The organism is Conexibacter sp. S30A1 (genome assembly GCF_023330665.1).
In the GTDB taxonomy this organism is placed as follows: Bacteria; Actinomycetota; Thermoleophilia; order Solirubrobacterales; family Solirubrobacteraceae; genus Palsa-465.
In genome coordinates this window covers 328,413-352,410 of sequence record NZ_CP097127.1, presented here as the reverse complement: position 1 = coordinate 352,410, position 23,998 = coordinate 328,413, and the positions used below count along the sequence as shown (strand labels likewise).

Here is a 23,998-nt window from a genome sequence, read left to right as displayed (position 1 = left end):
CCGCTCTCCCCGGTCAGGTTCCGGGCTGCGAGCCGAAGTTTGTGAAGCTACGAGACGCTGACGGTCTCCTTGCGCTCTGCCTTGTAGGCGTCGCTGCCGTCCAGAACCCGCGCCTCCGGTGGGGTCTGGGCTGCGTGACGGAGGCCGAGGAGAGTGAGGATCAGGAGCAGGACCGCGCCGGCGTAGGCGGCGACCGCGCCCCACATCATCACCGTTCCGACGACCCCGAATCCGTAGGCCTCAAGCAGCAGGCCACGTAGCGTGGTGCCCTGGAAGACGGTCGTCTCAAGCCCGCTGAACTCAAGCGCGGCCTTGCTACCCGGCTTGGCCGCACGGGCCGCCGAGCTGACCTTGCTGTAGATGCCGTGCAGCGGCATCGCGTACAGGTGCTGACCGATGAAGTCGTTGGCGTAGACCTGCGCCTCGGTGCCCGTCAGAAGCTGCTTGCCGGCATAGGGCGAAAGCGCCGGGATCATCAGCTTGGCGTTCGGAAACTCTGGGTCGGTTACGGCCTTCTGCCCGCCCTTGGCGTACTGCGCCTTGACGGCGTTGATCTCGCTCTGGGTGGGGAAGAAGATCTGCTGCTGGGCCAGCTGGTTGTGGACGTTGCTCGAGGCGAAGCTCGAGCCCCACGTGAGCAACCCGCCGGCGACCAGGAGCACCACCACCAACAGCGCGCCCGTGCCTGACACCAGCCTATCGAAAACTCTGCGTTGCATTCCGGGTTCCTCCTTGTTGTCTGGGAGTTTCAGTCCTCCGGTTGCAACACAGATGATCACCGCGCAGAGAGCCTGAGCCATCGTGGCAGGCTCCTACGTCGGTTGCGGAGCTACACCTAGAGCGCGTCGGTGTTTAAGCACGCGGCGGCCGTGTAATTTCCCGCCGGCGCTCAACGCCCGCGCAACAGCAGGCGTGCCAGCAGCGCCAGCGCCGCCGCGCCCGCCAGCGTGAAAGCGGCGAAGGTGAGCGGCCGGTGCCCGTTAGCGGCCGGCGCCAAAAGCTCGAGCGCCCCCACCGCGATCAGCTGACAGGGCACCTGGATGGCCAGAAAGCGCCGCAGCGGCGCGAGCAGAGCTGCCGGCGAGAGCCAGCTGCGCCACGGCACCACATAGCTCAGGCCGGCGAGGATGTGCAGCAGATGGACACCGGCGACGAGCACCAGGATGCGCCAGTCGAGCACCGCACGGTGACCGAGCTCGCCGAGTGCCAGAAACAGGATCAAAAGCCAGCCGAACAGGTAGTCGGGCACCGCGGCGGCGAGCAGCGCCAGCAGCACACCGACGTAGAACCAGCCGTGGGGCCCGTAGACCAGCAGTGCAAGCGCGACCGCCACAGCCACCAGCGCCACGCGCACCGCGGCGCCCGGGATCGGAGCCCGCACCGGTAGGTCGGCCGGCGATCGCAGGCGCCGAAGCGTCGGGAGCTCGCCCGCGTTCACCGCCACACCGCCTGCGAGCCACGGCGTCGCACCGGTCGGCTCAGCAGCTCGAGCCGCGCCGTGAGCGGCAGCGCATCTTCATCTGTGGCCCAGCGCAGGAGCTCCACCCCATGGCTGCGCAACATGCGGATGCGGTCGTCTCGGGCCATCATGATCATTCGGTGCGCGATCCGCTGGCGGCGGTCGGCGCGGGCAAAACGCGGCGGTGGCAGCACGTCCACGGCGATCACCCGGTGACCACCCGAGAGCCAGCGCAGCGCCAGTTCCGCGGGCTGGTCGTCCAGCAGGCTCGAGAGCAGATAGACCAGCGCCCCTGGCGGGACGATCGGCGCTCGCCTGTGCCTGAAGGGGACCTGCGAGGGGGCGGTCACCTCGATGGCGCGCGCCAGCTTCCAGAGGTGGCGGGTGCCGCCTGCGTGGGCGATCATGCGGGCGCGGCTCGAGAGATCCTGAAAGCCGACCCGGTCACCGGCCGCGATGTAGGCGCCGGCCAGCGAGCTGGCCGCCTCGCGGGCCACGTCCAGCGAGCTCAGTCCCTTCTTGCCGGCGGCGTTGGCGCTCCACTCGGCGACCTCCTCCCCCACGTCGTCGCGGCTGTCCATCACGATCAGCACGGTCGCGTCGGCCAGCGCGTTGGTGCGCCGCACATACAGCTCACCGGCGCTCATCCCCAGACGGGCGGTCGCGCGCCAGTCGATTCGGCGCAGGCGGTCACCGGGGTTGAACGGGTGGATGTCACGAAACTCGCCACCATCGCCGAGTCGTGCGGACGCGTGCGTGCCGGTCATCCCCTGCAGGCGCAATGGCAGCGGCAGCGAGCGGACCCGCGTGCTGGCGGGAGCCACGACGAGCTCACCGACGATCGGCTCTTCGGGCAGGCTGATGGCGGCCTGTTCGTCGCCGAGCAGGCGTAGCTCGAAGCGCACCACCTCCTGTGGCCCAGAGTGCAGCAGCGCCACCTCGCCGGCGAGATCGTCAGCCTGCCAGCCGGCGAGCACAAGCTCTCGGGGCTCTGCGCCCAGCAGGCTCTGGCGCACAACAACGGCCGCCACGCGCTCCGGCAGCGAGGTCTCCAGGCGGTAGGCGACACGGCCGCCGCCGGCATCTGTGAGCGTCAGGCGAGTTGACAGCCGGCCGTCCGCGGCCGGCAGGCGATCCCAGCCGATCGCCGCCGCCAGGACCAGCGGTAGCGCCATCAGCGCAATCACGAGATTGCCCGCAATCACGGCGATCGCCGCCAGGAGCACCGCGACGGCCGCAGCCGCCACCAGGGTCGGTGCCATCGTCCAGCGCGGCGTCGTTACCGAGCCCGCTGGCGGCGACGAGCTGGCGGGCGGCGTGCTCACCGCCCGGCGGCGGTGCGCTGAGCCACCGTCGGCGGCCCGGGAACCTGCGTAAGCACGCGCGCAACGACATCGGCCGTATTGGTGCCATCTGCCCAGGCCTGGGTTGTCAGCGAGAGGCGATGGGCGAGCACCGGAACCGCCACGCGCTTGACATCATCCGGGGTGACGAAGTCCCGGCCGTCGAGCACGGCCAGGGAGCGGCCGACGAGCATCAGCCCCTGGGAGCCACGCGGCGAGGAGCCGACCTCGACCACGCTCTCGCGCCTGGTGGCGGCGGCGATGTCGACGCAGTAGCGGGCGATGTCGGGCTCGACGTAGACGCTCTCGATGCCCGCCTGCATCGCCGCCAGCACACCCGGCGCGATAACGGGCTCGACGCTCGCCACCTCGTGGCGACGCTCCACGCGGCCCAGCAGCACCCTGGTCTCACCCTCGCGCGACGGGTAGCCGACCGCGAGCCGCAGCATGAAGCGATCGAGTTGCGCCTCCGGTAGCGCGTAGGTGCCCTCGTACTCGATCGGGTTGGAGGTGGCGATCACGTGGAACGGGGACGGCAGCTTGAAGCTCGTACCCTCGACCGTCACCTGTCCCTCGGCCATCGCCTCAAGCAGCGCCGACTGCGTCTTTGGCGATGTGCGGTTGATCTCGTCGGCAAGAAACAGCCCGGTGAACACCGGCCCTGGGCGGAAGCTGAACTCGGTGGTGGCGGGCGAGTAGACGAACGAGCCGGTGATATCGGCGGGCAGCAGGTCGGGGGTGCACTGCAGGCGGCGGAAGTCGAGGCCGAGCGCGCTCGCCAGGCTGCGGGCGGCGAGCGTCTTGCCCAACCCAGGCACGTCCTCGAACAGCACGTGGCCACCGGCCAGGATCGCGGCGAGCGCCAGCTCGAGCGACTCCTCCATGCCCACCACGACCGTGCTGACACGCTCAAGCACCCGCGCCGCCAGCGTCGCGATCTCCTCGACCGGCATGGCGTCAGTGCGATCGTCGGTGCTCACGGGTCTGCGGATAGTAGTTGGAGTTGACCTGATCGAGCGCATCCAGCGTGCGGCCCAACGTTCGCAGGCTCAGCCTGCCCCAGCGCTCGCGCGTCAGGACCTGGTAGACCGGCGCACCGACCAGCGCCTCGATCGCCGGCCGGTGCGCCGGGTTTGAGAGGTCAAGGCCCTCGAGCGCGAGCCTGCGGCGGGCGATCCTGCGCAGCTCGCGCTCGGCGGTCAGTCCGATCCGGCCCCAGCTGCCGCGCAGCGACCAGGCCATGGTCTCGACGTCCTTGCGTGAGCCGTCGGCACCCCGGCGCTCGCTGGCGCGCCAGGAGGGCAGCGCCGCGTCGGAGGCGGATGTGGCCACGCCAACCGCCAGAAAGATCACGGTGATCGCGGTGCCCAGCAGCAGCGCGTGCCACACGTCAACGCCGAAGTACCAGCAGATCGCCGCGATCACCAGCGCCGCAAGCACGCTTCGCAGCGCCGCGCGTGAGCGCATCTCAGACACCATCGCGCCTGCCCGCAGCCACGGCGCCGGCGACACTCACAGCGACTGACGGTCCGCGCCAGCTCGCCACCAGCTCGGCCAGCGCACCGCGCGCCGCCTCGACCTCCTCGGCGCTCACAGGATGGTCGCCGAAGCGCACACGCAGGTACAGTCCGAGCAGCCTGCGGACCGCGCCGTCGTCGGCGAGCGCCGAGGCGATGATCCGGGCGGTGAATTCAGTCGGGCTCTCCGAAGGGCTGCGAACCACCCCCGCCCCGGCGGCCGTCTCCTGCAGGCCGATCCAGGCCCGCACAACCGCGTCAGCCGGGTCGCGCTCCTCGTCCAGCACGCGCAGCGCCAGCTCGATCCCCGTGAGCAGCGGCTCCGGCTCCGGCTCCGGCTCGGTGGCAACCGGCACCGTAACGGTCTGCACCCGCGCCTGGCTGAGCGCCGGTGCACGGAGCCGCTGACGGCGGCTGAGTACGAACCGCAGGATCACGGCAGCCAGCCCGATCGCGATCATGACGAGCACGGCCACGCCGAGCCAGGTCGGTAGCTTGAGCGGCGTGATGTAGATGTGGCGCGGCTTGGCCTTGGCGGCCGCGCGCGGCGGCAGTTTGGTCGTTCTGCCGCCGTGCCTTCCCAGGCTGATGTGCGGATACCAGCGTGGCCCGGTGAAGTCCGCCGTGCCGCCGATGCCGGCCGCCACGACGATCAGAAGGGCCATGGTTGCGGCCAGCGGCAGCCTACCACGGGCCGTAACCGGTGCCCTCAAGCCGAAGCCGCCTACCCGCTCACCGCTGCGCACTCCCCAACGGTAGCCGAGGGGCGCGCCGGCGGAACGGCAGGCGGCTCAGCCAGAGCGCGACCAGCGGTCGAGCACCATCAGCGTCTTGGTTCCGGTCACGCGCCCGGTGCGCCGCAGACGGTTGACCACAGCCTTCAGGTGCTCGACATCGGTCACGCGGATGCGCAGCAGAGCGTCCGGATCCCCGGCCATGGTGAAGACCTCATGGATCTCGGGGATCTGCTCGACCTGACCGAGGATCTCGTCGATGTCGGCGTTGCCGGCCAAGCGCAGCTCGGTGAAGGCCTCGATCGTCGGGCCGATCACGGCGTGGTCGACAGCCACGGTGTAACCGGTGATCACGCCAAGCCGCTCAAGGCGGTCGATTCGGCGCTTGACCGGGGCCGAAGAGAGGTTCACACGCGCGGCGATGTCGGTGATGGTGCGGCGCGCGTCCTCGCGCAATAGCGCGATGATCCGCTCGTCAATCTCATCGAGCTTGACAACTCCGGCCATGGCGCAACAAATCGTATCTGTAAGCCGCGACATGCGCGAAATTCGTGCGCGCTTGGCCGGAACAGTGCTACTTGGTTGTGGCGCACGCACGGCTGCACTTTGCTTGTCGCATCTGCAACCAGACTCGCGGAGGGAGACTGCCATGGCGGAGGGAACCATCGACTACTGGAAGAGCGAGCAGCTCGTGCTCTGCCACGACGATGCGACCGGCCTGCGTGCGGCGATCGCAATCAACGACACGACGCTCGGCCCGGGCCTGGGTGGTGTGCGCTGCGTCCGCTACCCGTCCGACAGCGCGGCAATCACCGAAGCGCAGCGGCTGGCCGCCGCGATGACACTCAAGAACGCCTTTGCCGGGCTGCCCTACGGTGGCGCGAAATCGGTGATCGAGGCGCCCGCCCCGGACATCGACCGCGCCGCCCTGATGCGCCGCTTCGGCCAGTTTGTGATCCGCACCGGCGGCGCCTACATCCCTGGCGTGGACATGGGCACGAGCGTCGATGACCTCCAGCTGATGGCCGACGCCGGCGCCGAGGTCTCGTGCAACGAGGAGGACCCGTCGCCGTGGACGGCGGTGGGTGTCGCGGCTGCGGTGCGTGCAGCGATCGAGCACGTGGACCGGCGCGAGGGGATCGACGGCACCACCGTCCTGATCCAGGGCGCCGGTCATGTCGGCGCAGCCCTGGCAGCAGACCTTGCGGCCGACGGCGCGAGAATCCTGGTGGCCGACATCGACGGGGAGCGCGCCGCGGCGGTCGCCGCCAGCGTCGGCGGCAGCACCGTCGCCGCCGATGAGGTGCTCAGCACACCCTGCGACGTGCTCTCGCCGTGCTCGGTGGCCAAGGTCATAACGCCCGAGCGCGTGCCGCTTTTGGCCTGCCGGATGCTGGTGGGCGCAGCCAACGACACGCTCTCAGACGATGTCTGCGCTGAGCTGTTGGCGGCCCGCGAGATCACCTATGTGCCCGACTTCATTTCAAACGCGGGTGGCGTGATCCACATCCACAGCCTGCGCGCCGGCCACGACGAGCCGCGCCTGCGCGCCGACGTGCTGCGGATCGGCGCCCGCACGCACGAGGTGCTGGAGGCAGCTGCCGCGAGCGGGCAGACGCCGCTTGCGGTGGCGGTCCAGCGCGTGCGCCGGATCATCGCCGACGCTCGTGACGCTTCAGCCGGCGCGCGCAGCAGCGGCGCAGCGCGCCGGGAGGGCGATCGGACCCTGAGCGCGGCATGAGCACGCTAACGCCCCTGCGCCCGCTGGCCCTGGAGGACCGCTACGAGGCCACGAGCGGGCCGATCCTGCTCGACGGCATGCAGGCGATCGTGCGGATGATGCTCGACCTGCGCACGCTCGACCGCCAGCGCGGCCACAACACCGGCGTCTTCGTCAGCGGCTACCCCGGCTCCCCGCTCGGCGGGCTTGACCTCGAGCTCGCCCGCTGCGCGAAGCGCATCGCCACCGCCGGGATCGTCTTCCAGCCCGGTCTCAATGAGGAGCTGGCCGCGACGGCGGTGGCAGGCACGCAGCTCTTGCGCGAGCTGCCCGGCGCCACACGCGACGGTGTGACCGGCTTCTGGTACGGCAAGTCGCCGGGCCTTGACCGGGCAAGCGACGCGATCCGCCACGGCAACCTCTCCGGCACCGCCCCGCTGGGCGGTGCCGTCGCCCTGATCGGGGACGACCCGCTCGCGAAGTCCTCAACCGTGCCTGGCAGCTGCGAGCAGACCTGCCGCAGCCTGTGGCTGCCGGTGCTCGAGCCAGGGTCGGTGGCGGAGCTGATCGAGCTCGGCCTGCACGCGGTCGCGCTGTCGCGCCACTCCGGTGCCTGGACGGGGCTGAAGGTGCTGACCGATGTCGCCGACTCCTCAGGCCTCGCGGAGGCGGGTGCGGCGCTGGCGGCGATCCCGGAGCTTGAGCCACGCCCCTACAAGGCGCCGCCGGTTCTGCTCGCGCCGACCACCCTGGAGGCCGAGCACGACCTCTTCACCGCGAGGCTCGAGCGCGCCCGCGAGTACGCCAGGCTGGCGGGACTGAACTACGTGTGGTTTGAGCCCGAGCGGCCACGCCTTACGCTGGTGGCCGTCGGAATGGGGCAGCAGGCGCTCGTGAGGGCGCTCACCGAGCTGGGGCTCGGGCAGGAGCAGTGGCAGGCGCTCGGGCTGCGGATCGCGCACGTGCGGATGCCGTGGCCGTTCGACGAAGCGCAACTGCGGGGCTTTGCCGAAGCTGTTGAGCGCGTGCTGGTGATCGAGGACAAGCTGCCATTCGTCGAGGCTGCGCTCAAGGAGGCGCTCTACCGCACGCCACAGGCCCCCTGGGTGCTCGGCAAGACCGACGCCGAGGGTCGCGAGCTGCTGCCGGTCAGTGGCGCCATCTGCGCCGATGACGTCGCCCGCGCGCTCGCCCGATCGCTCCCCGAAGACCTCGCCTGGCCGGAGCTGCGCGTGCGCCTTGATGCCCTGCTCGAGGACCGCACGCACCCGCTTGACCGGCTCGCCCAAGAGCTGAAGCGAACCCCCTACTTCTGCTCCGGCTGCCCGCATAACACCTCCACGCGCGTCGGCGCCGAACAGCTAGTCGGCGTCGGGATCGGCTGCCACACCATGGTCGCGCTCGAGACCGGTGACCGCCGCGGTCACGTGCTCGGGATGCCGCAGATGGGTGGCGAGGGCGCCCAGTGGATCGGCCTTGCGCCGTTCTCGTCACAGCAGCACTTCACCCAGAACCTCGGTGACGGCACCTTCCACCACTCCGGCTCGCTGGCCGTGCGCGCGGCCATCGCCGCCGGGGTGAACATCACCTACCGGCTGCTCTACAACGACGCGGTCGCGATGACCGGCGGTCAGCAGCCGCAGGGCAAGATGTCGGTCTCACATATCGTCACCGAGCTTGCAGCGGAGGGCGTCTCGCAGGTCGTGATCACCACGCCGGAGCCGGAGCGCTACCAGGGCGTTACGCTGCCGCCGCTGGCGTCAGTGCGCCACCGCGACCAGATCGCCGCCGTACAGGCCGAGCTGGCGGGGGTCAAGGGGGTGACCGTGCTGATCCACGACGACCGCTGCGCGACCGAGAAGCGGCGCATGCGTAAGCGCGGCCTGCTGCCCACGCCGGCCGAGCGCGTCTGGATCAACGAGCGAGTCTGCGAGGGCTGCGGTGACTGCGGCGAGAAGTCATCCTGCCTGTCGGTGCAGCCCGTACAGACGGAGTTCGGCCGCAAGACGCGCATCCACCAGAGCTCGTGCAACCTGGACATGAGCTGTATCAAGGGCGACTGCCCATCGTTTCTGCTGGTCACGCCCGCCAAGGCTGCACGGCGGTCAGCAGCTTCGGGCGCGGCCCCCGCGGGCGCGAGCCGCCCGACGATCCCTCAGGCTCCCGATGATCTTCCCGAGCCCGAGCTGCGCGTCCCCGCAGAGGTGCTCGTGCGGATGCCCGGCGTCGGCGGCACCGGCGTGGTCACCGCCGCAGCGATCCTGCGCACCGCCGCGCACCTGGAGGGTCTGCACACCGCCGCGCTTGACCAGACCGGGCTCGCGCAGAAGGGCGGGCCGGTCATCTCAGACCTGCGCATCGCGCCCGAGCCGATCACCGGCCAGGTCCGCGCAAGCCTTGGCAGCGTCGATCTGCTGCTCGGCTTTGACCTGCTCGGCTGCGTGGCGCCGGAGACGATCAGGACGCTCTCAGACGAGCGCACCGTCGCGGTGCTGAGCACCGACGTCTCGCCGACGGCGTCGATGGTGCTGGACATCGCCACTCCAGCACCCGACCCCGAGCTGCTGGTCAGGCGCGTGCGGCGCATGACCCGTGGCGAGGAGTGCGTGGCGATCGCCGCCGAGACCCTCTCTGAGCGGCTCTTCGGCAGCCACCTGCAGGCCAACCTGATGCTGATCGGCGCCGCCTACCAGCAGGGCGCCCTACCGCTGCGCGCCGACGCGATCGAGCGCGCGATCGAGCTGAACGGCACCGCCGCAGCCGCCAACGTGGCCGCCTTCCGCTGGGGCCGAGTGGCGGTGGCCCGGCCGGAGCTCTTGCCGCCGGCAGGCGAGGCGCCGAGCCCGAGCGCGAGCGCATCGGGGTCGCGGACGCCCGGTTCGTCCGGCGAGCCGCTTGAGGAGCGCATCGGGCGCTACACGCGCGAGCTGACCGCCTACCAGGACGCTCGCTACGCGGCGCGTTTCAGCGCCGAGGTGCGCCGGCTGGCCTCGCTCGTGCGTGAGCGTCTGGGCGAGGGAGGCGACGCCCTGGCGCTGGCCTACGCCGACGGGCTCTACAAGCTGATGGCCTACAAGGACGAGTACGAGGTCGCGCGCCTGCACCTCGACAACATCGAGCGGGCGCGCCTGCAGTCCGAGTTCGGGCCCGGCGCGCGCGTGAAGGTGCTGCTGCACCCGCCGTTTTTGCGAGAGCGTGGCATGCAGCAAAAGCTCCGCCTGGGCCGCTCCGCAGAACCGCTGTTCCGCACGCTGCAGCGCGGCCGGCGGTTGCGCGGCACACCGCTTGACCCCTTCGGGCGCACCGAGGTGCGCCGCGTCGAGCGGGCGCTGATCGCCGAGTACCGCGGGCTCGCCGCACGTGCGGTCGCGCGCCTTGCGCCCTTGAACGCCGCCGTGGTCATGCAGGTCCTGGAGCTGCCGGACATGGTCCGCGGGTACGAGCAGATCAAGCTCGACAATGTCGCGCGGATGCGCGCGCGGGCGGCGGAGCTGCTGGCCGAGCTCGAGGCGCAGCCGGTGACCGGCGCGACGCCGGAGCTGGCGCTCGGCTCCGCACCGGGACGCTGAGCCTCAGGCGCGGCGCCAGCGCTCACCGCCGTCGCGTGTGCGCCACAGGCTCGAGGTGCCAGGCGCCTGCACGCCCTGGGCGAGCGCCCAGCCGTCGCGCGCGTTGATGAAGCTCACCTGCAGGCTGCCGGAGGCGTCAGCGCCGATCTGCGGCCAGACCCGCCAGCGCCGGCCGCCGTCGAAGGAGCCCGCCAGCGAGCTGCGCGATCCAACGTAGAACAGCGTGCGCGCCGACAGCGCGTAGAGCTCGCCGAGGTAGCCGCTTGACGGCAGGCCGCCGCGGCAGCGGCCAAAGTCAACACACGCCCTGCTCACAACCCGCCAGGCAGCCCCAGCGCCGGGCGATGCCGCAAGCGCCTTAAGCTGCTCCCCCGCTGAGGGCTCGCTGGCGCAGGCCAGGAGCCGCGCGCCGTCCGGTGCGACCGCAAGCTCGGTCGCAAACGGGGCGCTCATGCACGCAACCGTCGCCGAGACCCAGCGCGCAGCGCCCGGAGCGAGCGACTGAACGGCAACGGTCGTCGGATAGATCACGCGCGAGTGCGCTCGCAGGGTCGGCCAGGCGAGCACGACGCCGCCATCTGGCGCGAGCGCGAGGAGCTGATCGCCGCCCTCCTGGGCCACGCGCACGTCCAGGCCGGGAACGGCGCGCACGGGCGGCTGAGGGACCGCCGCCTGCCAGTGCTGGCCACCGTCGCCCGAGCGGATCAGCGACAGGGCGCAACGTGGCGCGTAGGCCCGGCAGCGCGTCACGAGTGCCCACACGCTCTGCCCGTGCGCCGCCAGGGCGACAAGCGCGCCGGGCAGCCTCACCGGCTCCCAGCCCTCCCCGTGGTTACGGCTGATCGCAAGCCCCGAGCCGTAGGCGAGCAGGGTGTGCGCACCGGCAAAGGTGATCGCGTGGAAGGCGGCGCCGAGCTCGCAGTCGGTGCGCGCGAGCGTCTGAGCTGCCGGCCCGAAGCTCACACCACCGCTGGTGGTTGCGCGGGTGTAGAGCACGCAGCGCACGGGCCCGTTGCCGCTGACCGGATAGCGCTCTGTCTGAAACAGCCCGACCCCGTCGCTCGGTGAGCTGAACGCGACCCATCGAAGCGTCCTGGCCAGCGCGTATCGCGACGCACCGCTCGCCGCTGCGGCGCTCAGCGCACAGGCGGCGACGACGGCTGCCAGCGCCGCCGCCACTCCGACTCGGCTGAGACGAAACCTTCGCATCCACCCTGTCATTGCCGCAGCGGCCGGTGGTGTGACCGCTCCGGCGGCAAGCGGGCGACGGGAATCGAACCCGCCCTAGAAGCTTGGAAGGCTTCGGTGCCACCACAACACTTCGCCCGCGGTGAGCACTAAAGATTAGAGCGTGCCGACCACCGGCCCTGGCCCCCTACAATTGCCCAACCGAAGGGGAGTAGCACAATTGGTAGTGCACCGGTCTCCAAAACCGGGGGTTGCAGGTTCGAGTCCTGTCTCCCCTGCTTCGGAAAGCCCTGGTAATCGACATCTTTTGTTGAACGCCAGGGCTTCTTTATTTGCGCCCATGGCCGCTGGGTCCTGTGGTCGGGTGCAGGTCAGCGGCTTTCATCACTTGCGCAACGGCTCGCGCGGCTGGACGTTGCCGCTCGGCCCTCGGGCCTCGCCCTCACCGCCTGCGAGCGCGTCAGCTCACACCCAGCCCGGATGGGGAAGTTAGGTGATCAGATACGAGGAGAAAACCGTGATCAGGGCCACGTGCCGTTGGTTACGGAGTAATAGTGGAAGCGTTAGTGGTCGCGCGGGCTTGCTATGCGCGCGCCACTGAGGTGTGATCCCAGGGGCCGCCGGACGCGCGCAGCGCACGCAAAGGGGACTGACATCGGAGCGGGAGCGCAGCTATCGGCCGATCAGCGGTACTGAGACGCTGACCTGCCCGGAGGTCCACCACCGCTCGATCTCTGGATCTGGCATCACCAGCAACGTCGGCATCGTGAGTGCCGCCCACCATGCCAGCGCTTCGTCGGTGGACTTGTCTCGGCAGGCCCATGCCGTCAGCACGAGCCCGTGCGTGCAGATCACGATGCCATCACCGCTCGAGCTGCCAACGACGTCTCGTAGCGCACGATCGAACCGTGCCGCTGCAGCGTCTGCGGTCTCCCAACCTGGCAATGGCGGACTCGAACGGACCGTGAAGAACCTGCGGACCGCATCGCGGTAATCATCCAGCCAACCTGCACGCGACACCTCTGCCAGCTCGGGCACAACCTGGTAGGGCAGATCGGTCAGTAGCCGCAGCGTCGCCGTTGCCTTGTCCTCTGGAGAACTGAACCAGCTGAGATCTCGACCTTGCAGCCATGCCCGAAGTGGCGCACAGGCCGCGGCCGCCTGGTGATCGAGCATCCACGATGATGCGGAGGTCTGCCTGTCAACCATCACCGCAGCGTGCCGAACAAAGATGACCATCATTCAGATCGGCGTTGCAGGTCTCGCTGGTAGACGATGAACCCGCGGTTCTCGGCGACCTGGTCATACAGCACGCGAGCTTTTGCGTTCGAGGCGTGCGTGCGCCAGTACAACTGGCTGCAACCCTGCTGCTGTCCCCAGGCGGCGACGTACTCGATCAGCGCTCGGCCGACCCCGCGGCCCCGGAACTCCTGATCAGTGAACAGGTCCTGCAGGTAGCAAACGTCGGCGGCGTTGGTGTGAGGATGCGTCAGGAAGTGAGCGATACCCACCACTCGCCCGTCATCTCGTGCCACACGACCATGAATCTCGCTGTCGGCTTGGAGGCGCTGCCAGGCCCGCTCATATTCCTCGTCGCTCAGCGTCCGCTGATAGAAGTCGATGTAGCCGCGGAAGAGGCCCTCCCAGGCATCGCGGTCGCCGAGCTGGAGTCTGTCGATGGTCAGCAAGGAGCTGCCAGTCTACGCCCGGCACCTACCGGCCCCGAACTCGTATCGATGGGCTATAGCCCCAATCTGGGAGCGCCGTCGCCTCAGCGGATCGCAAAGGCGAGGTCCGGTGATTGGCTGGTCAGTCGATCGAGCCGGCCGGCAGGAGCCATTCAGTGCTCTGGCCGGTGACGCTCGCGATGCGATCGAAGTCCGCGTCGTAGTGCAGGACGATCAGACCCTCGGCCTCGGCGGCGGCCGCGATCAGCAGGTCGGGCAGCTTGCGGCCTCGTTGGTGCCTGGTGGCCAGAAGCCGTTGCACCTGCCTGGCGCGGCGAATGTGGTCGCTGGTCGTCCCGATGAGATCGAAGAGCTCGAGCGCTCCAGCGAGCCGGTCCCACTCCGACGCGCTGCGCGCCGAATATCCGATCTCCAAGTCACTGATCCCGGCACGAGCCAGTTCGCGCCGCTCGACCCGGGACTGGATTGCCTTGCGAACCTCGGTTCGAGCCAGGCGCGTGAGCACACTGGTGTCGACCAGGTGCGTCAGCGCCATGCCTGCTCGCGTGGGGCGAGCTCGGCACGGGCGAGCACGTCGAGCAGTTCGTTGACGTCGTCGCCTCGTCGCGGGACGCTCTGACGCAGCGCGAAATTGATGGTGTCCTTGATCGTGCTGGTCCCCAGCTCGCGTTTGGCGCTGGCAAGCGCGTCTTCATCTATGTCCACGAGATGTTTGGCCATACCTCCAAGTATATATCGCGCAGTTCATATATATACGTCAGCGAGCGCCGCTGCCCGCTGGAGCTACGCGGCGCGCTGCTCCATCCGTCTCGCGCCGAGCACGCTGCCTGGCTACATGGTGACCCTGCCCTCGGCAACCAATCCCCAGCCGGGATTGTGCGGACTGTGGTTCTCGCCTGGATGGCCAGTGACTTGGCGCTCGTGCCGCCCGGCTTCATGCTCACCGGCCCTGGCCTGATCTCACGCCCAGAGCGGCGGCCGGCTACGCCGCCTCAGGCGTCGAGTGATCGACGCGCGCTGCGCCCGATCGGTCATGCTTTCACCCATGAGCGAGACCACCGCACCCCACCCCACCCTGCCCGCGATCGAGCTGGTGCGAAGCCAGTTCCCCGGACTGCACGACGATGACGCGGCGCTCGACGGCGCCGCCGGCACCAAGGTGCCGCAGGCGGTGATAGACGCGGTCAGCGGGGCCATGGTGAGCGCGATGGCAAACACGCACGGGGTCTTTGCCGCCAGCCATCAAACCGACCAGGTCGTGACGGCAGCGCGCCAGGCGCTCGCCGACCTGCTCGGCGGCGACCCAGGCGGGGTGATCCTCGGCCCGAACATGACGACGCTCACCTTCCACATGGCCGACACGCTCGCACGCGAGTGGCGAGCCGGCGATGAGATCGTCGTCAGCTCACTCGACCACGACGCCAACGTCCGCCCGTGGGTGCTGGCAGCCGAGCGCGCCGGCGCGAGCGTCCGCTTCGCCGAGGTGGACCCGCAGACCGGGGAGCTGCCGACCGAGGCCATCGCCGCGGTGCTTTCCGACCGCACGCGCCTGGTGGCCGTCACCGCGGCATCGAACCTGATCGGCACAAAGCCGGACATCCCCGCGATCACTGCGCTCGCCCACCAGGCGGGCGCCCTGACCTACATCGACGGCGTACACGCGACCGCGCACGGCCCGGTCGATGTCGCCGCACTCGGAGCCGACTTCTACGCCTGCTCCACCTACAAGTTCTACGGGCCGCACACCGGCTGTGTGATCGCCGCACCGGAGCTGCTCGAGCGGCTCACCCCCGCCAAGCTGCTGCCCTCCCCGACCGCGGTCCCCGACCGCTTCGAGCGCGGCACGCCCGCCTTTGAGCTGCTGGCCGGAGTGAGCGCGGCGGTCGACTGGTTGGCCGGACTGGCGGAGCGCACCGGCAGCCCCGGCACACGCCGGGAGCGTCTGCGCGAGAGCTTTGAGGCGATCGAGGCGCACACCCAGTCGCTGCTCGCACGCCTGCTTGAGGGCCTGCGCGCGACCGAGAAGGCCGAGCTGATCGGCTCCCCGCGCCGCCGCGCCTCGACCGTGGCCTTCACCGTGGGCGGCCAGCATCCGCAGCGGGTGGCAGAGCACCTGGCCAGCCGCGGCGTGTCGGTCTGGCACGGGGACAACTACGCGGTGGAGCTGGTGCGCCGTCTGGGGCTCGAGCGCAGCGGCGGGGTGGTCCGGGCGAGCATCGTGCTCTACAACACGCAGGCCGAGATCGACCGGCTGCTTGAGGCGGTCGCCGAGCTGTAGTCCACGACGTCGGCCCGCGCCCGGCGGCGGGCGGCCCGGCACTGTCGGCCGGGCCGCCCGAGCGGAGCCTCGGTCTAACGGGAGCCGGCCAGCGGGTCGGGCACGATGCGCATGTAGGGGACCGGTGCGCGCCAGCCCTCGGGGTAGCGCTGCTTGGCCTGCTCGTCGCTGACCGAGCCGGAGATGAACACATCGTCGCCCGGCTGCCACTGGGCGGGGGTGCTGAGCCCGCGGCTCTCGGTCAGCTGCAGCGCGTCGATCGCGCGCAGGATCTCGTCGAAGTTGCGGCCCACGCTCATCGGGTAGATGAGCACCAGTTTGATCCGCTTGTCCGGCCCGATCACGAACACGTTGCGCAGGGTCGCGTTCTCTGCGGCGGTGCGCTGCGTCGGGTCGCCGCTGACATCGGCGGGCAGCATCCCGTAGGCCTTGGCGACGGCGAAGTCGGTGTCGGCGATCATCGGATAGTTCGGCGCCGTGCCCTGCGTGGCCTCAATGTCTTTGGCCCACTTCGCGTGGTTGTCGACCGGATCGACCGAGAGGCCGATGATCTTCACGCCGCGGCGGTCGAACTCCGGCTTGATCTTGGCCATGTAACCGAGCTCCGTGGTGCACACGGGAGTGAAGTCACGGGGGTGGCTGAACAGCACGGCCCAGCCGTCTCCGACCCAGTCATGAAACTTGATCCGGCCCTCGGTCGTCTCAACCTCGAGGTCCGGGGCCAGATCACCAATCGTCAAAGTCATCTTGAACTCCTCTGGATTTAGCGGTTCTCGCCCTGCCGCCCTCCCCTCTACCAGAGAAACTACACCTCGTCCAGACCGTATGACCGGTAGAGGTAATCGATCGGGTGCGATGACGGCAGCCCGGTGCCGTGCGTGATCTGCCAGCGGCAGGTCTCCGAGTCGCAGGCCACAGTCGCGGCACGGCTCTCGCGCGCCTGCGCGAACAGGTCGGCGCCGACCGCCATCGCGATCTCGTACTTCTCGGCCTTGAGACCGTAGGTGCCCGCGATCCCACAGCAGCGCGCGTCCAGCTCCCTGACCTTCAGCCCGGGGATCAGCGCCAGGAGATCGAGCGCGGGCTTGCCGATCCCGTGGCCCTGCTGCTGACAGGGGGCGTGGTATGCGACCGTCTCGCGCAGCGGCTGCAGGTCGGTTTCAAGCTCGCCGGCCTGGTGGAGCTCCAACAGCAGCTCGCAGATGTCGTAGGTGCGCTCGGCGACCCTGGCGAGCACCGGGTCCTGCTCGAGGCCGAGGATCTCCCGCGCCTCGCGCTTGAGCATCAGCGTGCAGCTGGTCGCGTTGCCGACGATCACGGTTGCCGGGTCCGCCAGGTAGGGCTCGAGCGCGCGGGCGAGCGCCAGCACGCTGTGGCGCGCGTCGTCGAACAGGCCGCTTGACTGCTGCGGCAGCCCGCAACAGCCCTGCTTGGGAACCACCACCTCGAGGCCGTTGTGCTCGAGCACCGCGACCACCCGCTCACCCTCCCACGGCTCGTAGTACTCGGTCCCGCAGCCGTGGAAGTAGACGACGCGGCGCCGTCCCGCCTGGCTCTGGTGAGCGCGGGCCCAGGCCGAGAAGCGCCGGCCGGCAAAGCGCGGCGCCGGCGCGTCACGGTGCACACCGAGCAGCCGCTCGCCGGCGGTGCGCAGCGCGCGCGAGCCCAACGCCCGGTTGGCGATCTCCGCCACCGGCGTGCCCAACCGGCCGAGCAGCTCGGGCCGTGTGATGATCCGGTCGCGCACCGGCACCCCGCGCTGCGCCTTCATGGCGTGACGCGCCTGGGCGTTGAGCTCCGCGATCTTCACGCCCTGCGGACAGACCTGCGAGCAGATCCCGCAGCCCGAGCAGTAGTCGACCGACAGATCGACGCTCGGCTGCCCCGCCACCCGGTAGCGCTCGGCCTGCGGTCCCGCGTACTTGGGCCCAGGGAAGAGCGGCGTGACGGCGGCCACCGGGCAAGTGCTCTCACAGATCGTGCACTTCACGCAGTGGTCGAGCGTCCCGCGCAACGCCGCAAGCTCAGCCAGCTCGCTCATCAGGCCCCACCCCCTCTGCCGGCGCCGCTGCGCCGCTGCTTTGCGGCGCCGGGGTCGCGCCCAGCTCCGCCGCCACCAGCTCGGCGACCCGGTAGCCGCTCGCCAGCGCGATGCCCTCGCCCGAACCCTCCCGCCACGGCACCGCGCCGGGCAGCGACGCCCCGGCCACAAAGACGTTCTGCGCTCCCATCGAGCGCAGATCCGCGTCCACCGCGACCCCGACCCGCGAGAACGGCTGCTCGTCAAAGTAGTCGTGAACAAAGCGCGGAGCGCCCTCCCGCGGCAGCCCCGAAAGCGGCAGGCCTAAAACCGTTTCGCGCGCCTGCCAGCGAGAGTCGAGCTCCAGGGCGCCCGAGTGAAAGCCGCCGCTTGCAAGCACGTAGCACTCGGCCTCGTAGCCGCTCGGCGAGCCGGCGGTGGCCGTGTCGATCCGCGTCACCAGATCCCCCGAGCGCTCGTGCGAGACGACGCCCGCGCCCAGCACGAGCCGGCCCCCGGCGGAGCGCAGCGCGTGGCCCAGGATCTCGTAGAGGCGCATGCCGGGAACCGACGGCGGCAGCGTCGGGATCTCGAACACCGGCCGGCCGAGCCGCTCCTGAAGCTCGCTGTGCACGGCGGGCGCCTCGCGCAGGCCGAGGATCGCCGGCAGGCCGACGGCGTCGCTTGAGCCGACCACGGCCGCCAATGATGCCGCGAACGCGCGGCGGGCGCGGGTGTCGTCGAGCGCCCTGGCGAGCTCGAGCGCGGAGGCGTCAGCACGACGGAGATCCAGTGCAACGCTGTGGGCGCTCGCCTCGATTCCGGCGGCGCGGAGGTTGTCCGCGCACAGCCTGGGGTGAAAGTCGCGCAGCGCCGGCACACCGACGATCGCCACGCGCCTGAGCCCGGCCGCCTCACCGGCCGTGAACGTGATGGGAGCGCAGGCGCTCGGCCGCAGGCCGCCGAGCGCGGTCACCAGCCGCATGTTGACGTCGAGCCCACCATGATAGGTGTAACCGGAGAGCGGCCCGGCGGCCACGGTTGCAAGCAACCAGCCGAGCGCGTCGCTGACCGCCTGCACGCCGATCAGCGCGTACGGGTGATCGGGCCGGCGCGCGCTGAGCCGCTCGATCCCGCGCCGCGCCGAGGCGAGCGGTGCGCGCTCACCGGGCATGTAGCCGGCCACGTCGATCCAGCCGGGCGCAAGCTGTGTCGAGCCAGCGCCTTTGGCGATCACGGTGACCTGCGCGCCGGCCTGCGCGAGGCGGATCGCGGCAGTCAACCCGGCGCTGCCGGCGCCGATCACGACGACGTCCGAGCGCAGGCTGCCCCTCACGACGCACCGCCGTCCGCCGGCAGGTGCTCGACGTCGAGCACCGCGTGAAAGACCCATTCATCAAAGCGCATCTGGCGCAGCTGGTCGCCGTAGAGCACCGGCCAGATACCCTTCCAGCGCTCCTTCAGAAAGTCCGTGAGCGCCTGGTCCGCCCGGGCGACGGGAAGCGAGCCGCGGGCGTGCATGATGCCGGCGGCCCGGTAGCTGCAGAAGCCGCCCTGGCAGGGGCCCATGCCCAGGCGCAGGCGCCGGCGCAGGTCATCGATCTCGGTCGTCTCGGTCTCGTCGAGCACGGCCTCGAGCCGCTCGCGCGAGACGAGCTCGCACTCGCAGACGATCTGGCGCTCGCGCAGCGTGGCCTCCTTGCGCGCGAGCCGCTCACCCAGCCGGTGGTGCTCGCCGGACTCCGATCCCGGCAGCGGCGTGCTGCCGGTCGCGCACGGCCGCATGCGTGAGAGCATCCAGCAGACGAGATCGACGGTCTGCTGTGCCATCAGCCGGAACGTCGTGAGCTTGCCGCCGGTGATCGTGATCAGGCCACCGACGCCATCACGCTGGCGGTGGTCGAGCAGCGCATGGGCGCGCGTCAGGTCGCGTGTGGCCAACGCAGGCACTTTGCCGTCCTGGAAGAGGGGCCGCACACCGGTCCAGACCCGCAGTGCCCGCGCCTGCCTGAAGCCCGGGACGAGCTTCTCACCCTCGTCGAGCATGCTGTCAACCTCGGCCGGCGGGACGGTGTGATCGTCGGGATTCTCGGTGTGCTCGTCGGTGGTGCCGATCACCGACACGGTGCGGATCGGCACGAGGATGTCGCCGTCGGTGGGCATCTGACAGCGGTTGACAACCTGCTGCACCAGCCGATGGTTCATCGCGATCATGATCCCGCGCCCGGGCCGCACGTGCACGCCCTCGATCCCTGCCAAGGCGGCGATCTGTCCCGCCCAGGCACCGGCGGCGTTGACGGTCACGCGCGCCTCGATCGCGACATCCTCGCCGCGTCGGAGGTCGTGCACGAGCGCGCCGGTGACCGTGTCCCCGGCACCGGAGAGCGCTCTCACCTCGTGGCGGGTGAGGATCCTCGCCCCGCTGCGCCGCGCACCCTCAGCCAGCGCCGAGACCGTTTTCCACACGTCGATCGCGGCGTCCGGCACCCGGAACGCGCGCGAGATCTGGGGGTGCAGGCGCGGCTCCTCGCGCAGCGCCTGCGCGACCGGGATCTCGTCGCAGTCCACACCGGCAGCCGCACAACCGGCGAGGAACTGCTCGGCGTAGGCCGGGTCGTCCCAGGGCGTGGTGACGAACAGGCCACCGCAGTCCTCGATGCAGTCGGCGGCGACGCGCCGCAGGAGACGGTTCTCGGCGATGCACTCGCGCGCCGCACGCGGGTCCTTGACGACGTAGCGCCCGCCGGAGTGAAGCAGGCCATGGAAGCGCCCGCTGGTGCCCTCGGCGAGGTCACCACGCTCGACGAGGATCACGTCAAAGCCACGCAGCGCCGCGTCCCAGGCGACCCCGGCGCCCGTGGTCCCGCCGCCGATCACGAGCACTTCTGTGGCGAGCGCGATCACTTCAGGCTGAGACTACCGGCTCAGACCCAGTCAAACGTTCGGGTGACAGCCTTGCGCCAACGCTCGAGCTCGCGCGAGCGCCAGGCGCCGTCGGTGCGCGGCCGCCAGCGCCGGCCCTCAGACCAGTTCTCGCGAAGTTGCGCCTCGCCCTCCCAGAACCCGGTTGCCAGCCCGGCGGCGTAGGCGGCGCCGAGCGCGGTCGTCTCCGCCACCTCCGGGCGCACAACGTCGATCCCGAGGATGTCCGCCTGGAACTGCATCAGGATCTCATTGGCGACCATGCCGCCGTCGACCCTCAGTGCCTGCGGCTGGGTGCCGGTGTCGGACCGCATCGCGGCGAGCAGCTCAGCGGTCTGGAAGGCGCTCGCCTCGAGCGCCGCGCGCGCCACGTGGCCCGCGTTCACGTAGCGCGTCAGCCCGACGAACACACCCCGCGCATCGGGCCGCCAGTAGGGGGCATAGAGGCCGGAGAAGGCGGGCACGATGTAGAGCCCGCCGTTGTCGTTCACGCTCGCTGCCAGCGTCTCGACCTCTGCCGCCGAGCGGATGATCCCGAGGTTGTCTCGCAGCCACTGCACGAGCGCGCCGCTGACCGCGACCGAGCCCTCGAGCGCGTAGACCGGGGCCTGCTCGCCGATCCGGTAGCAGACGGTGGCCAGCAGCCCCGCGGAGGACCGGGCGATCCGCGCTCCGGTGTTGACCAGCATGAAGTTGCCGGTGCCGTAGGTGCACTTGGCCTCTCCCTCCCCGAAGCAGGCCTGTCCGAAGGTGGCCGCCTGCTGGTCACCGAGCACGCCCGCGATCGGCACCCCCGCCGCGCTCCCGCCGGCGATGTCCGCGCGCACCTCACCGTAGAGCTCGCTGGATGAGCGGATCTCGGGCAGCATCGCAAGCGGCACGCCGATCGCCTGCGCAAGCTCGCTGTCCCAGCACAGGCTGCGCAGATCCATGAGCAGGGTGCGGCTGGCGTTGGTGACGTCGGTCAGGTGCAGGCCGCCGTCCACTCCACCGGTCAGGTTCCATAAAAGCCAGCTGTCGATCGTGCCGCAGAGCAGCTCGCCAGCCTGCGCGCGCTCGCGCGCGCCGGGGGTGTGATCGAGCAACCAGCTGACCTTCGGACCGGAGAAGTAGCTTGCCGGTGAGAGCCCCGTGGCCGCGCGGAAGCGTTCCCGCCCACCGTCCGCCGCGAGCCGGGCGACGAGCTCCTCGGTGCGTGTGTCCTGCCAGACGATCGCGTTGGCGATCGGCAGGCCGCTGTGGCGCTCCCAGACGACCGTGGTCTCACGCTGGTTTGCGATGCCCAGCGCGCTGATGTCACCGGCGCGCGCGCCAGCGCGCTCGAGTGCCCTGGCGAGCACCGCCTTGACCGCCTCCCAGATCTCGAGCGGATCGTGCTCCACCCAGCCGGGCTGCGGGTAGATCTGCCGGTGTTCGCGCTGGGCGCTTGACACCGGCCGCCCGCCGCGATCAAAGACGATCGCGCGGCTGCTGGTCGTCCCCTGGTCGATCGCGACCGTGTAGCTGGTCATACGCCGCGCTCAGTTAAAGAGCGCCCGCAAGTGCGCGTTCAGGAACATGCCCTGCGGGTCGAGCTCTCGGCGGATCGCGATGAAGTCCTGCGCCCGCGGATAGAGCGCGTGCAGGCGCTCGGGGGTCAGGAAGTGCAGCTTGCCCCAGTGCACACGCGCGTCGAACTGCGTAAGCAGCGCGTCGACGGCGCGCAGGTAGGGCCAGTAGTCGGTCCCCGGCTGGCCGGAGACCGAGATCACGGCGCTCGCCCTGCCGTGGTTGGGCGATAGGTATGCGTTGTCGGCCCCGACGGTGCGGATCTCAAGCGGGAAGGCCGAGAGCGGCAGGCTCGCCAGCATCAGCTCGCGCATCGCGCGCATCGCCTCCGGGCCGCGCTCGAGCGGCACGAAGTACTCGAGCTCGTGGAAGTTCGCGTCATACACCATCGGGTAGATGCGATAGCAACGGTCGACGCGCCGCCCGGGGGTGCCGTCGTCGGGCTCGTCCGGCGCCGCCTCGTCGTAGATCTTCACGTAGCAGCGGTCGGCCATCGGCCGGCCGTGCCCGTCGAGGTTGTAGAGCGCACCGGAGGCCTCGGTGGGCAGCCAGAACAGGCCGAAGTGGCGGTGCTCCGCCACAAGCTCATCCCAGCGCTCGAGCACCTCGTCAAAGGACCAGAGGTCAACCTGCTCCCTCAGCCGGTATGCGGCGGTGACCTCGAGCTCGACACGCGTCATCACGCCGAGCATCCCGACCGCGACCTGTGCTGCGGCGAGCAGCTCGGGCTCATCCTCAGCGATCGTGCGCAGCTCGCCCGAGGCTGTGACGAGCGTCACGCCGCGCAGCACCCCGGAGAGGCTCGTGAAGCGCGGGCCGGAGCCGTGTGTGGCGGTCGCGATCGCGCCGGCGATCTGCTGGGTGTCGATGTCGCCCTGGTTGATCAGCGCGAGCCCCTGCTGCCAGAGCGGCTCATAGAAGCCGTGGATTGGCGTGCCCGCGAGCGCGACGGCGCGCCGGCGCCCGGCGTCGGCCGACACCACACCGCTCAGCGCTGAGAGGTCGAGCAGCAGGCCGTCGGTCTCAACGATCGGTGTGAACGAGTGCCGTGCGGCCGACACGCGCACGCCGAGCCCCTGACCGGCGGCGCGCCTGACCAGCTCGGCCACCTCGCTCTCCGCGCGCGGCGCGGCCGCGTGGCCGGGCGTGAAGCTCTGGTTTCCAACCCAGTTGGTCCAGCGACTTCCCGGTGGCAGGCTGCTCTCCGCGCTCATGACTGCCCCGCGAAGCCTAGCGACCGGAGCGCGGACACCAGCCGGCGCGTCGCTCAGAACTCCAGTCGGGTCTCGGCTGGCAGCACGAGCACCGAGCTGCGTGCGCTGCTGAGCTCGTTGCGGACCTCGCCTGCCACGACGACATGGCCCTTGGGCGCCCCCTGTGTGGAGCCGACGACGATCAGATCGAGCCCAGGGTGCCCGGCGTCCACCACCTCAGCGCCGAGTCGCGCGGCCAGCGATGCGGCCGTCGCGCGGGCATCGTCGTTGACGGGGCCGGCGAACGGCACGGCGATCCGGCGGATGACGGCGTCGGGCTTGGCCCGCAGGCCGGCGGCGGCGACCGCGATCGCCACCGTGCCACCATCCAGCAGGCGCTGCGCGGAGGCTCCCGGCTCGGCGCGGCCGAGCGGCGTGCGGTAATCCGAGCCGAAGACCACGATCGACGCGCCGTGCTCGGCCGCCAGCGCGCCGAGCACCTCGCCCGTGGCGGCTCCGACCACGACGTGTTGGCTCACGGGGACGCCGATCAGCGCGGCCCCCCGCCCGAGCCGCTGCTCGGCGTCGTACTGAGCGAGCTGCTCACGGCGGGGGTCGAACTCGCGGGCGTGGCGCACATAGGCAAGCGCCAGCGACACTCCGGTCGCGGCCAGCAGTCTGCCCAGCGCCAGCGCGTCGTCGTCGTTTGCCGTGCCGTCGTAGGAGATGATGATTTCAGCGCTCATATGGCGCAATGGTCGCTGGCAGCGGCCGGACATGCCTCCTCCAGCTGGCCAGCTTTCGCGCGCACGGTCTATC

General features: G+C 70.4%; 22 protein-coding genes and 2 tRNA genes. 4 read left to right on the top strand and 20 right to left on the bottom strand.

Annotated elements, in window-relative coordinates:
- Positions 1–47: 47 nt before the first annotated feature.
- The 7 genes from M3M54_RS01800 to M3M54_RS01770 form a co-directional block, all read right to left on the bottom strand.
- Positions 48–719 (bottom strand): hypothetical protein, encoded by a 672-nt coding sequence (locus M3M54_RS01800; RefSeq protein WP_249020482.1) that lies wholly within the window; start codon positions 717–719, stop codon positions 48–50.
- 170 nt (positions 720–889) lie between these two features.
- A complete protein-coding gene (locus M3M54_RS01795) occupies positions 890–1,438 on the bottom strand; it encodes a hypothetical protein (RefSeq protein WP_249020481.1) in 549 nt (182 codons plus the stop codon).
- Complete coding sequence (locus M3M54_RS01790) at positions 1,435–2,721, bottom strand: DUF58 domain-containing protein (protein ID WP_249020480.1); 1,287 nt, start codon at positions 2,719–2,721, stop codon at positions 1,435–1,437. The genes M3M54_RS01795 and M3M54_RS01790 overlap by 4 nt, the downstream gene beginning before the upstream one ends.
- 59 nt (positions 2,722–2,780) lie before the next feature.
- Positions 2,781–3,755 (bottom strand): AAA family ATPase, encoded by a 975-nt coding sequence (locus M3M54_RS01785; RefSeq protein WP_371878633.1) that lies wholly within the window; start codon positions 3,753–3,755, stop codon positions 2,781–2,783.
- Positions 3,756–3,759: 4 nt separating this feature from the next.
- On the bottom strand, positions 3,760–4,269 hold the full coding sequence (locus M3M54_RS01780; protein WP_249020478.1) for a hypothetical protein: 510 nt from the start codon (positions 4,267–4,269) through the stop codon (positions 3,760–3,762).
- 1 nt (position 4,270) lies between these two features.
- On the bottom strand, positions 4,271–5,032 hold the full coding sequence (locus M3M54_RS01775; RefSeq protein ID WP_249020477.1) for a DUF4129 domain-containing protein: 762 nt from the start codon (positions 5,030–5,032) through the stop codon (positions 4,271–4,273).
- A 78-nt stretch (positions 5,033–5,110) separates the two neighbouring features.
- A complete protein-coding gene (locus M3M54_RS01770; RefSeq protein WP_249020476.1) occupies positions 5,111–5,560 on the bottom strand; it encodes an Lrp/AsnC family transcriptional regulator in 450 nt (149 codons plus the stop codon).
- 142 nt (positions 5,561–5,702) lie between these two features.
- On the opposite strand from M3M54_RS01770, the gene M3M54_RS01765 reads away from it, so the two are divergent.
- Together M3M54_RS01765 and M3M54_RS01760 are read left to right on the top strand one after the other, a co-directional pair.
- Entirely contained in the window at positions 5,703–6,794 is a 1,092-nt protein-coding gene (locus M3M54_RS01765; protein WP_249020475.1) for a Glu/Leu/Phe/Val dehydrogenase dimerization domain-containing protein, read from the top strand.
- On the top strand, positions 6,791–10,342 hold the full coding sequence (locus M3M54_RS01760; protein ID WP_249020474.1) for an indolepyruvate ferredoxin oxidoreductase family protein: 3,552 nt from the start codon (positions 6,791–6,793) through the stop codon (positions 10,340–10,342). The genes M3M54_RS01765 and M3M54_RS01760 overlap by 4 nt, the downstream gene beginning before the upstream one ends.
- Positions 10,343–10,345: 3 nt before the next feature.
- On the opposite strand, the gene M3M54_RS01755 is transcribed toward M3M54_RS01760, so the two are convergent.
- Complete coding sequence (locus tag M3M54_RS01755) at positions 10,346–11,551, bottom strand: hypothetical protein (RefSeq protein WP_249020473.1); 1,206 nt, start codon at positions 11,549–11,551, stop codon at positions 10,346–10,348.
- 49 nt (positions 11,552–11,600) lie between these two features.
- Positions 11,601–11,671, bottom strand: a tRNA-Gly gene (locus M3M54_RS01750).
- Positions 11,672–11,735: 64 nt separating this feature from the next.
- Here M3M54_RS01750 and M3M54_RS01745 point away from each other — a divergent pair.
- Positions 11,736–11,808, top strand: a tRNA-Trp gene (locus tag M3M54_RS01745).
- 394 nt (positions 11,809–12,202) lie between these two features.
- Here the strand turns inward: M3M54_RS01745 and M3M54_RS01740 are convergent.
- The 4 genes from M3M54_RS01740 to M3M54_RS01725 all read right to left on the bottom strand — a co-directional run bounded on the left by M3M54_RS01740 (position 12,203) and on the right by M3M54_RS01725 (position 13,938).
- Positions 12,203–12,769: a histidine phosphatase family protein gene (locus M3M54_RS01740; protein ID WP_256465806.1), complete on the bottom strand. Its 567-nt coding sequence runs from the start codon at positions 12,767–12,769 to the stop codon at positions 12,203–12,205.
- Positions 12,769–13,218, bottom strand: coding sequence for a GNAT family N-acetyltransferase (locus M3M54_RS01735; protein ID WP_249020471.1), 450 nt, complete (start codon positions 13,216–13,218; stop codon positions 12,769–12,771). The genes M3M54_RS01740 and M3M54_RS01735 overlap by 1 nt, the downstream gene beginning before the upstream one ends.
- 121 nt (positions 13,219–13,339) lie before the next feature.
- Complete coding sequence (locus M3M54_RS01730; RefSeq protein WP_249020470.1) at positions 13,340–13,753, bottom strand: PIN domain-containing protein; 414 nt, start codon at positions 13,751–13,753, stop codon at positions 13,340–13,342.
- On the bottom strand, positions 13,744–13,938 hold the full coding sequence (locus M3M54_RS01725) for a hypothetical protein (protein ID WP_249020469.1): 195 nt from the start codon (positions 13,936–13,938) through the stop codon (positions 13,744–13,746). The genes M3M54_RS01730 and M3M54_RS01725 overlap by 10 nt, the downstream gene beginning before the upstream one ends.
- Before the next feature lie 325 nt (positions 13,939–14,263).
- On the opposite strand from M3M54_RS01725, the gene M3M54_RS01720 reads away from it, so the two are divergent.
- A complete protein-coding gene (locus M3M54_RS01720; RefSeq protein WP_249020468.1) occupies positions 14,264–15,496 on the top strand; it encodes a cysteine desulfurase-like protein in 1,233 nt (410 codons plus the stop codon).
- A gap of 74 nt (positions 15,497–15,570) precedes the next feature.
- Here the strand turns inward: M3M54_RS01720 and M3M54_RS01715 are convergent, their stop codons facing one another.
- The 7 genes from M3M54_RS01715 to M3M54_RS01685 are packed head-to-tail and all read right to left on the bottom strand — an operon-like array spanning position 15,571 to position 23,925.
- Complete coding sequence (locus tag M3M54_RS01715) at positions 15,571–16,242, bottom strand: peroxiredoxin (protein ID WP_249020467.1); 672 nt, start codon at positions 16,240–16,242, stop codon at positions 15,571–15,573.
- Positions 16,243–16,301: 59 nt separating this feature from the next.
- Entirely contained in the window at positions 16,302–17,537 is a 1,236-nt protein-coding gene (locus M3M54_RS01710; protein WP_249020466.1) for an anaerobic glycerol-3-phosphate dehydrogenase subunit C, read from the bottom strand.
- Positions 17,521–18,852 (bottom strand): anaerobic glycerol-3-phosphate dehydrogenase subunit GlpB, encoded by a 1,332-nt coding sequence (glpB, locus tag M3M54_RS01705; RefSeq protein ID WP_249020465.1) that lies wholly within the window; start codon positions 18,850–18,852, stop codon positions 17,521–17,523. The genes M3M54_RS01710 and glpB overlap by 17 nt, the downstream gene beginning before the upstream one ends.
- Positions 18,849–20,420: an anaerobic glycerol-3-phosphate dehydrogenase subunit GlpA gene (gene glpA / locus M3M54_RS01700; protein ID WP_249020464.1), complete on the bottom strand. Its 1,572-nt coding sequence runs from the start codon at positions 20,418–20,420 to the stop codon at positions 18,849–18,851. Before glpA ends, glpB begins: the two co-directional genes overlap by 4 nt.
- A 20-nt stretch (positions 20,421–20,440) precedes the next feature.
- Positions 20,441–21,949: a glycerol kinase GlpK gene (glpK, locus tag M3M54_RS01695; protein ID WP_249020463.1), complete on the bottom strand. Its 1,509-nt coding sequence runs from the start codon at positions 21,947–21,949 to the stop codon at positions 20,441–20,443.
- A gap of 9 nt (positions 21,950–21,958) precedes the next feature.
- Positions 21,959–23,200, bottom strand: a complete 1,242-nt coding sequence (locus tag M3M54_RS01690) for a D-arabinono-1,4-lactone oxidase (protein ID WP_249020462.1) — start codon at positions 23,198–23,200, stop codon at positions 21,959–21,961.
- Positions 23,201–23,253: 53 nt separating this feature from the next.
- Positions 23,254–23,925 carry a hypothetical protein gene (locus M3M54_RS01685; protein WP_249020461.1) on the bottom strand — a complete coding sequence of 224 codons (672 nt, stop codon included), beginning with the start codon at positions 23,923–23,925 and terminating at the stop codon, positions 23,254–23,256.
- Between the last annotated feature and the right edge of the window lie 73 nt (positions 23,926–23,998).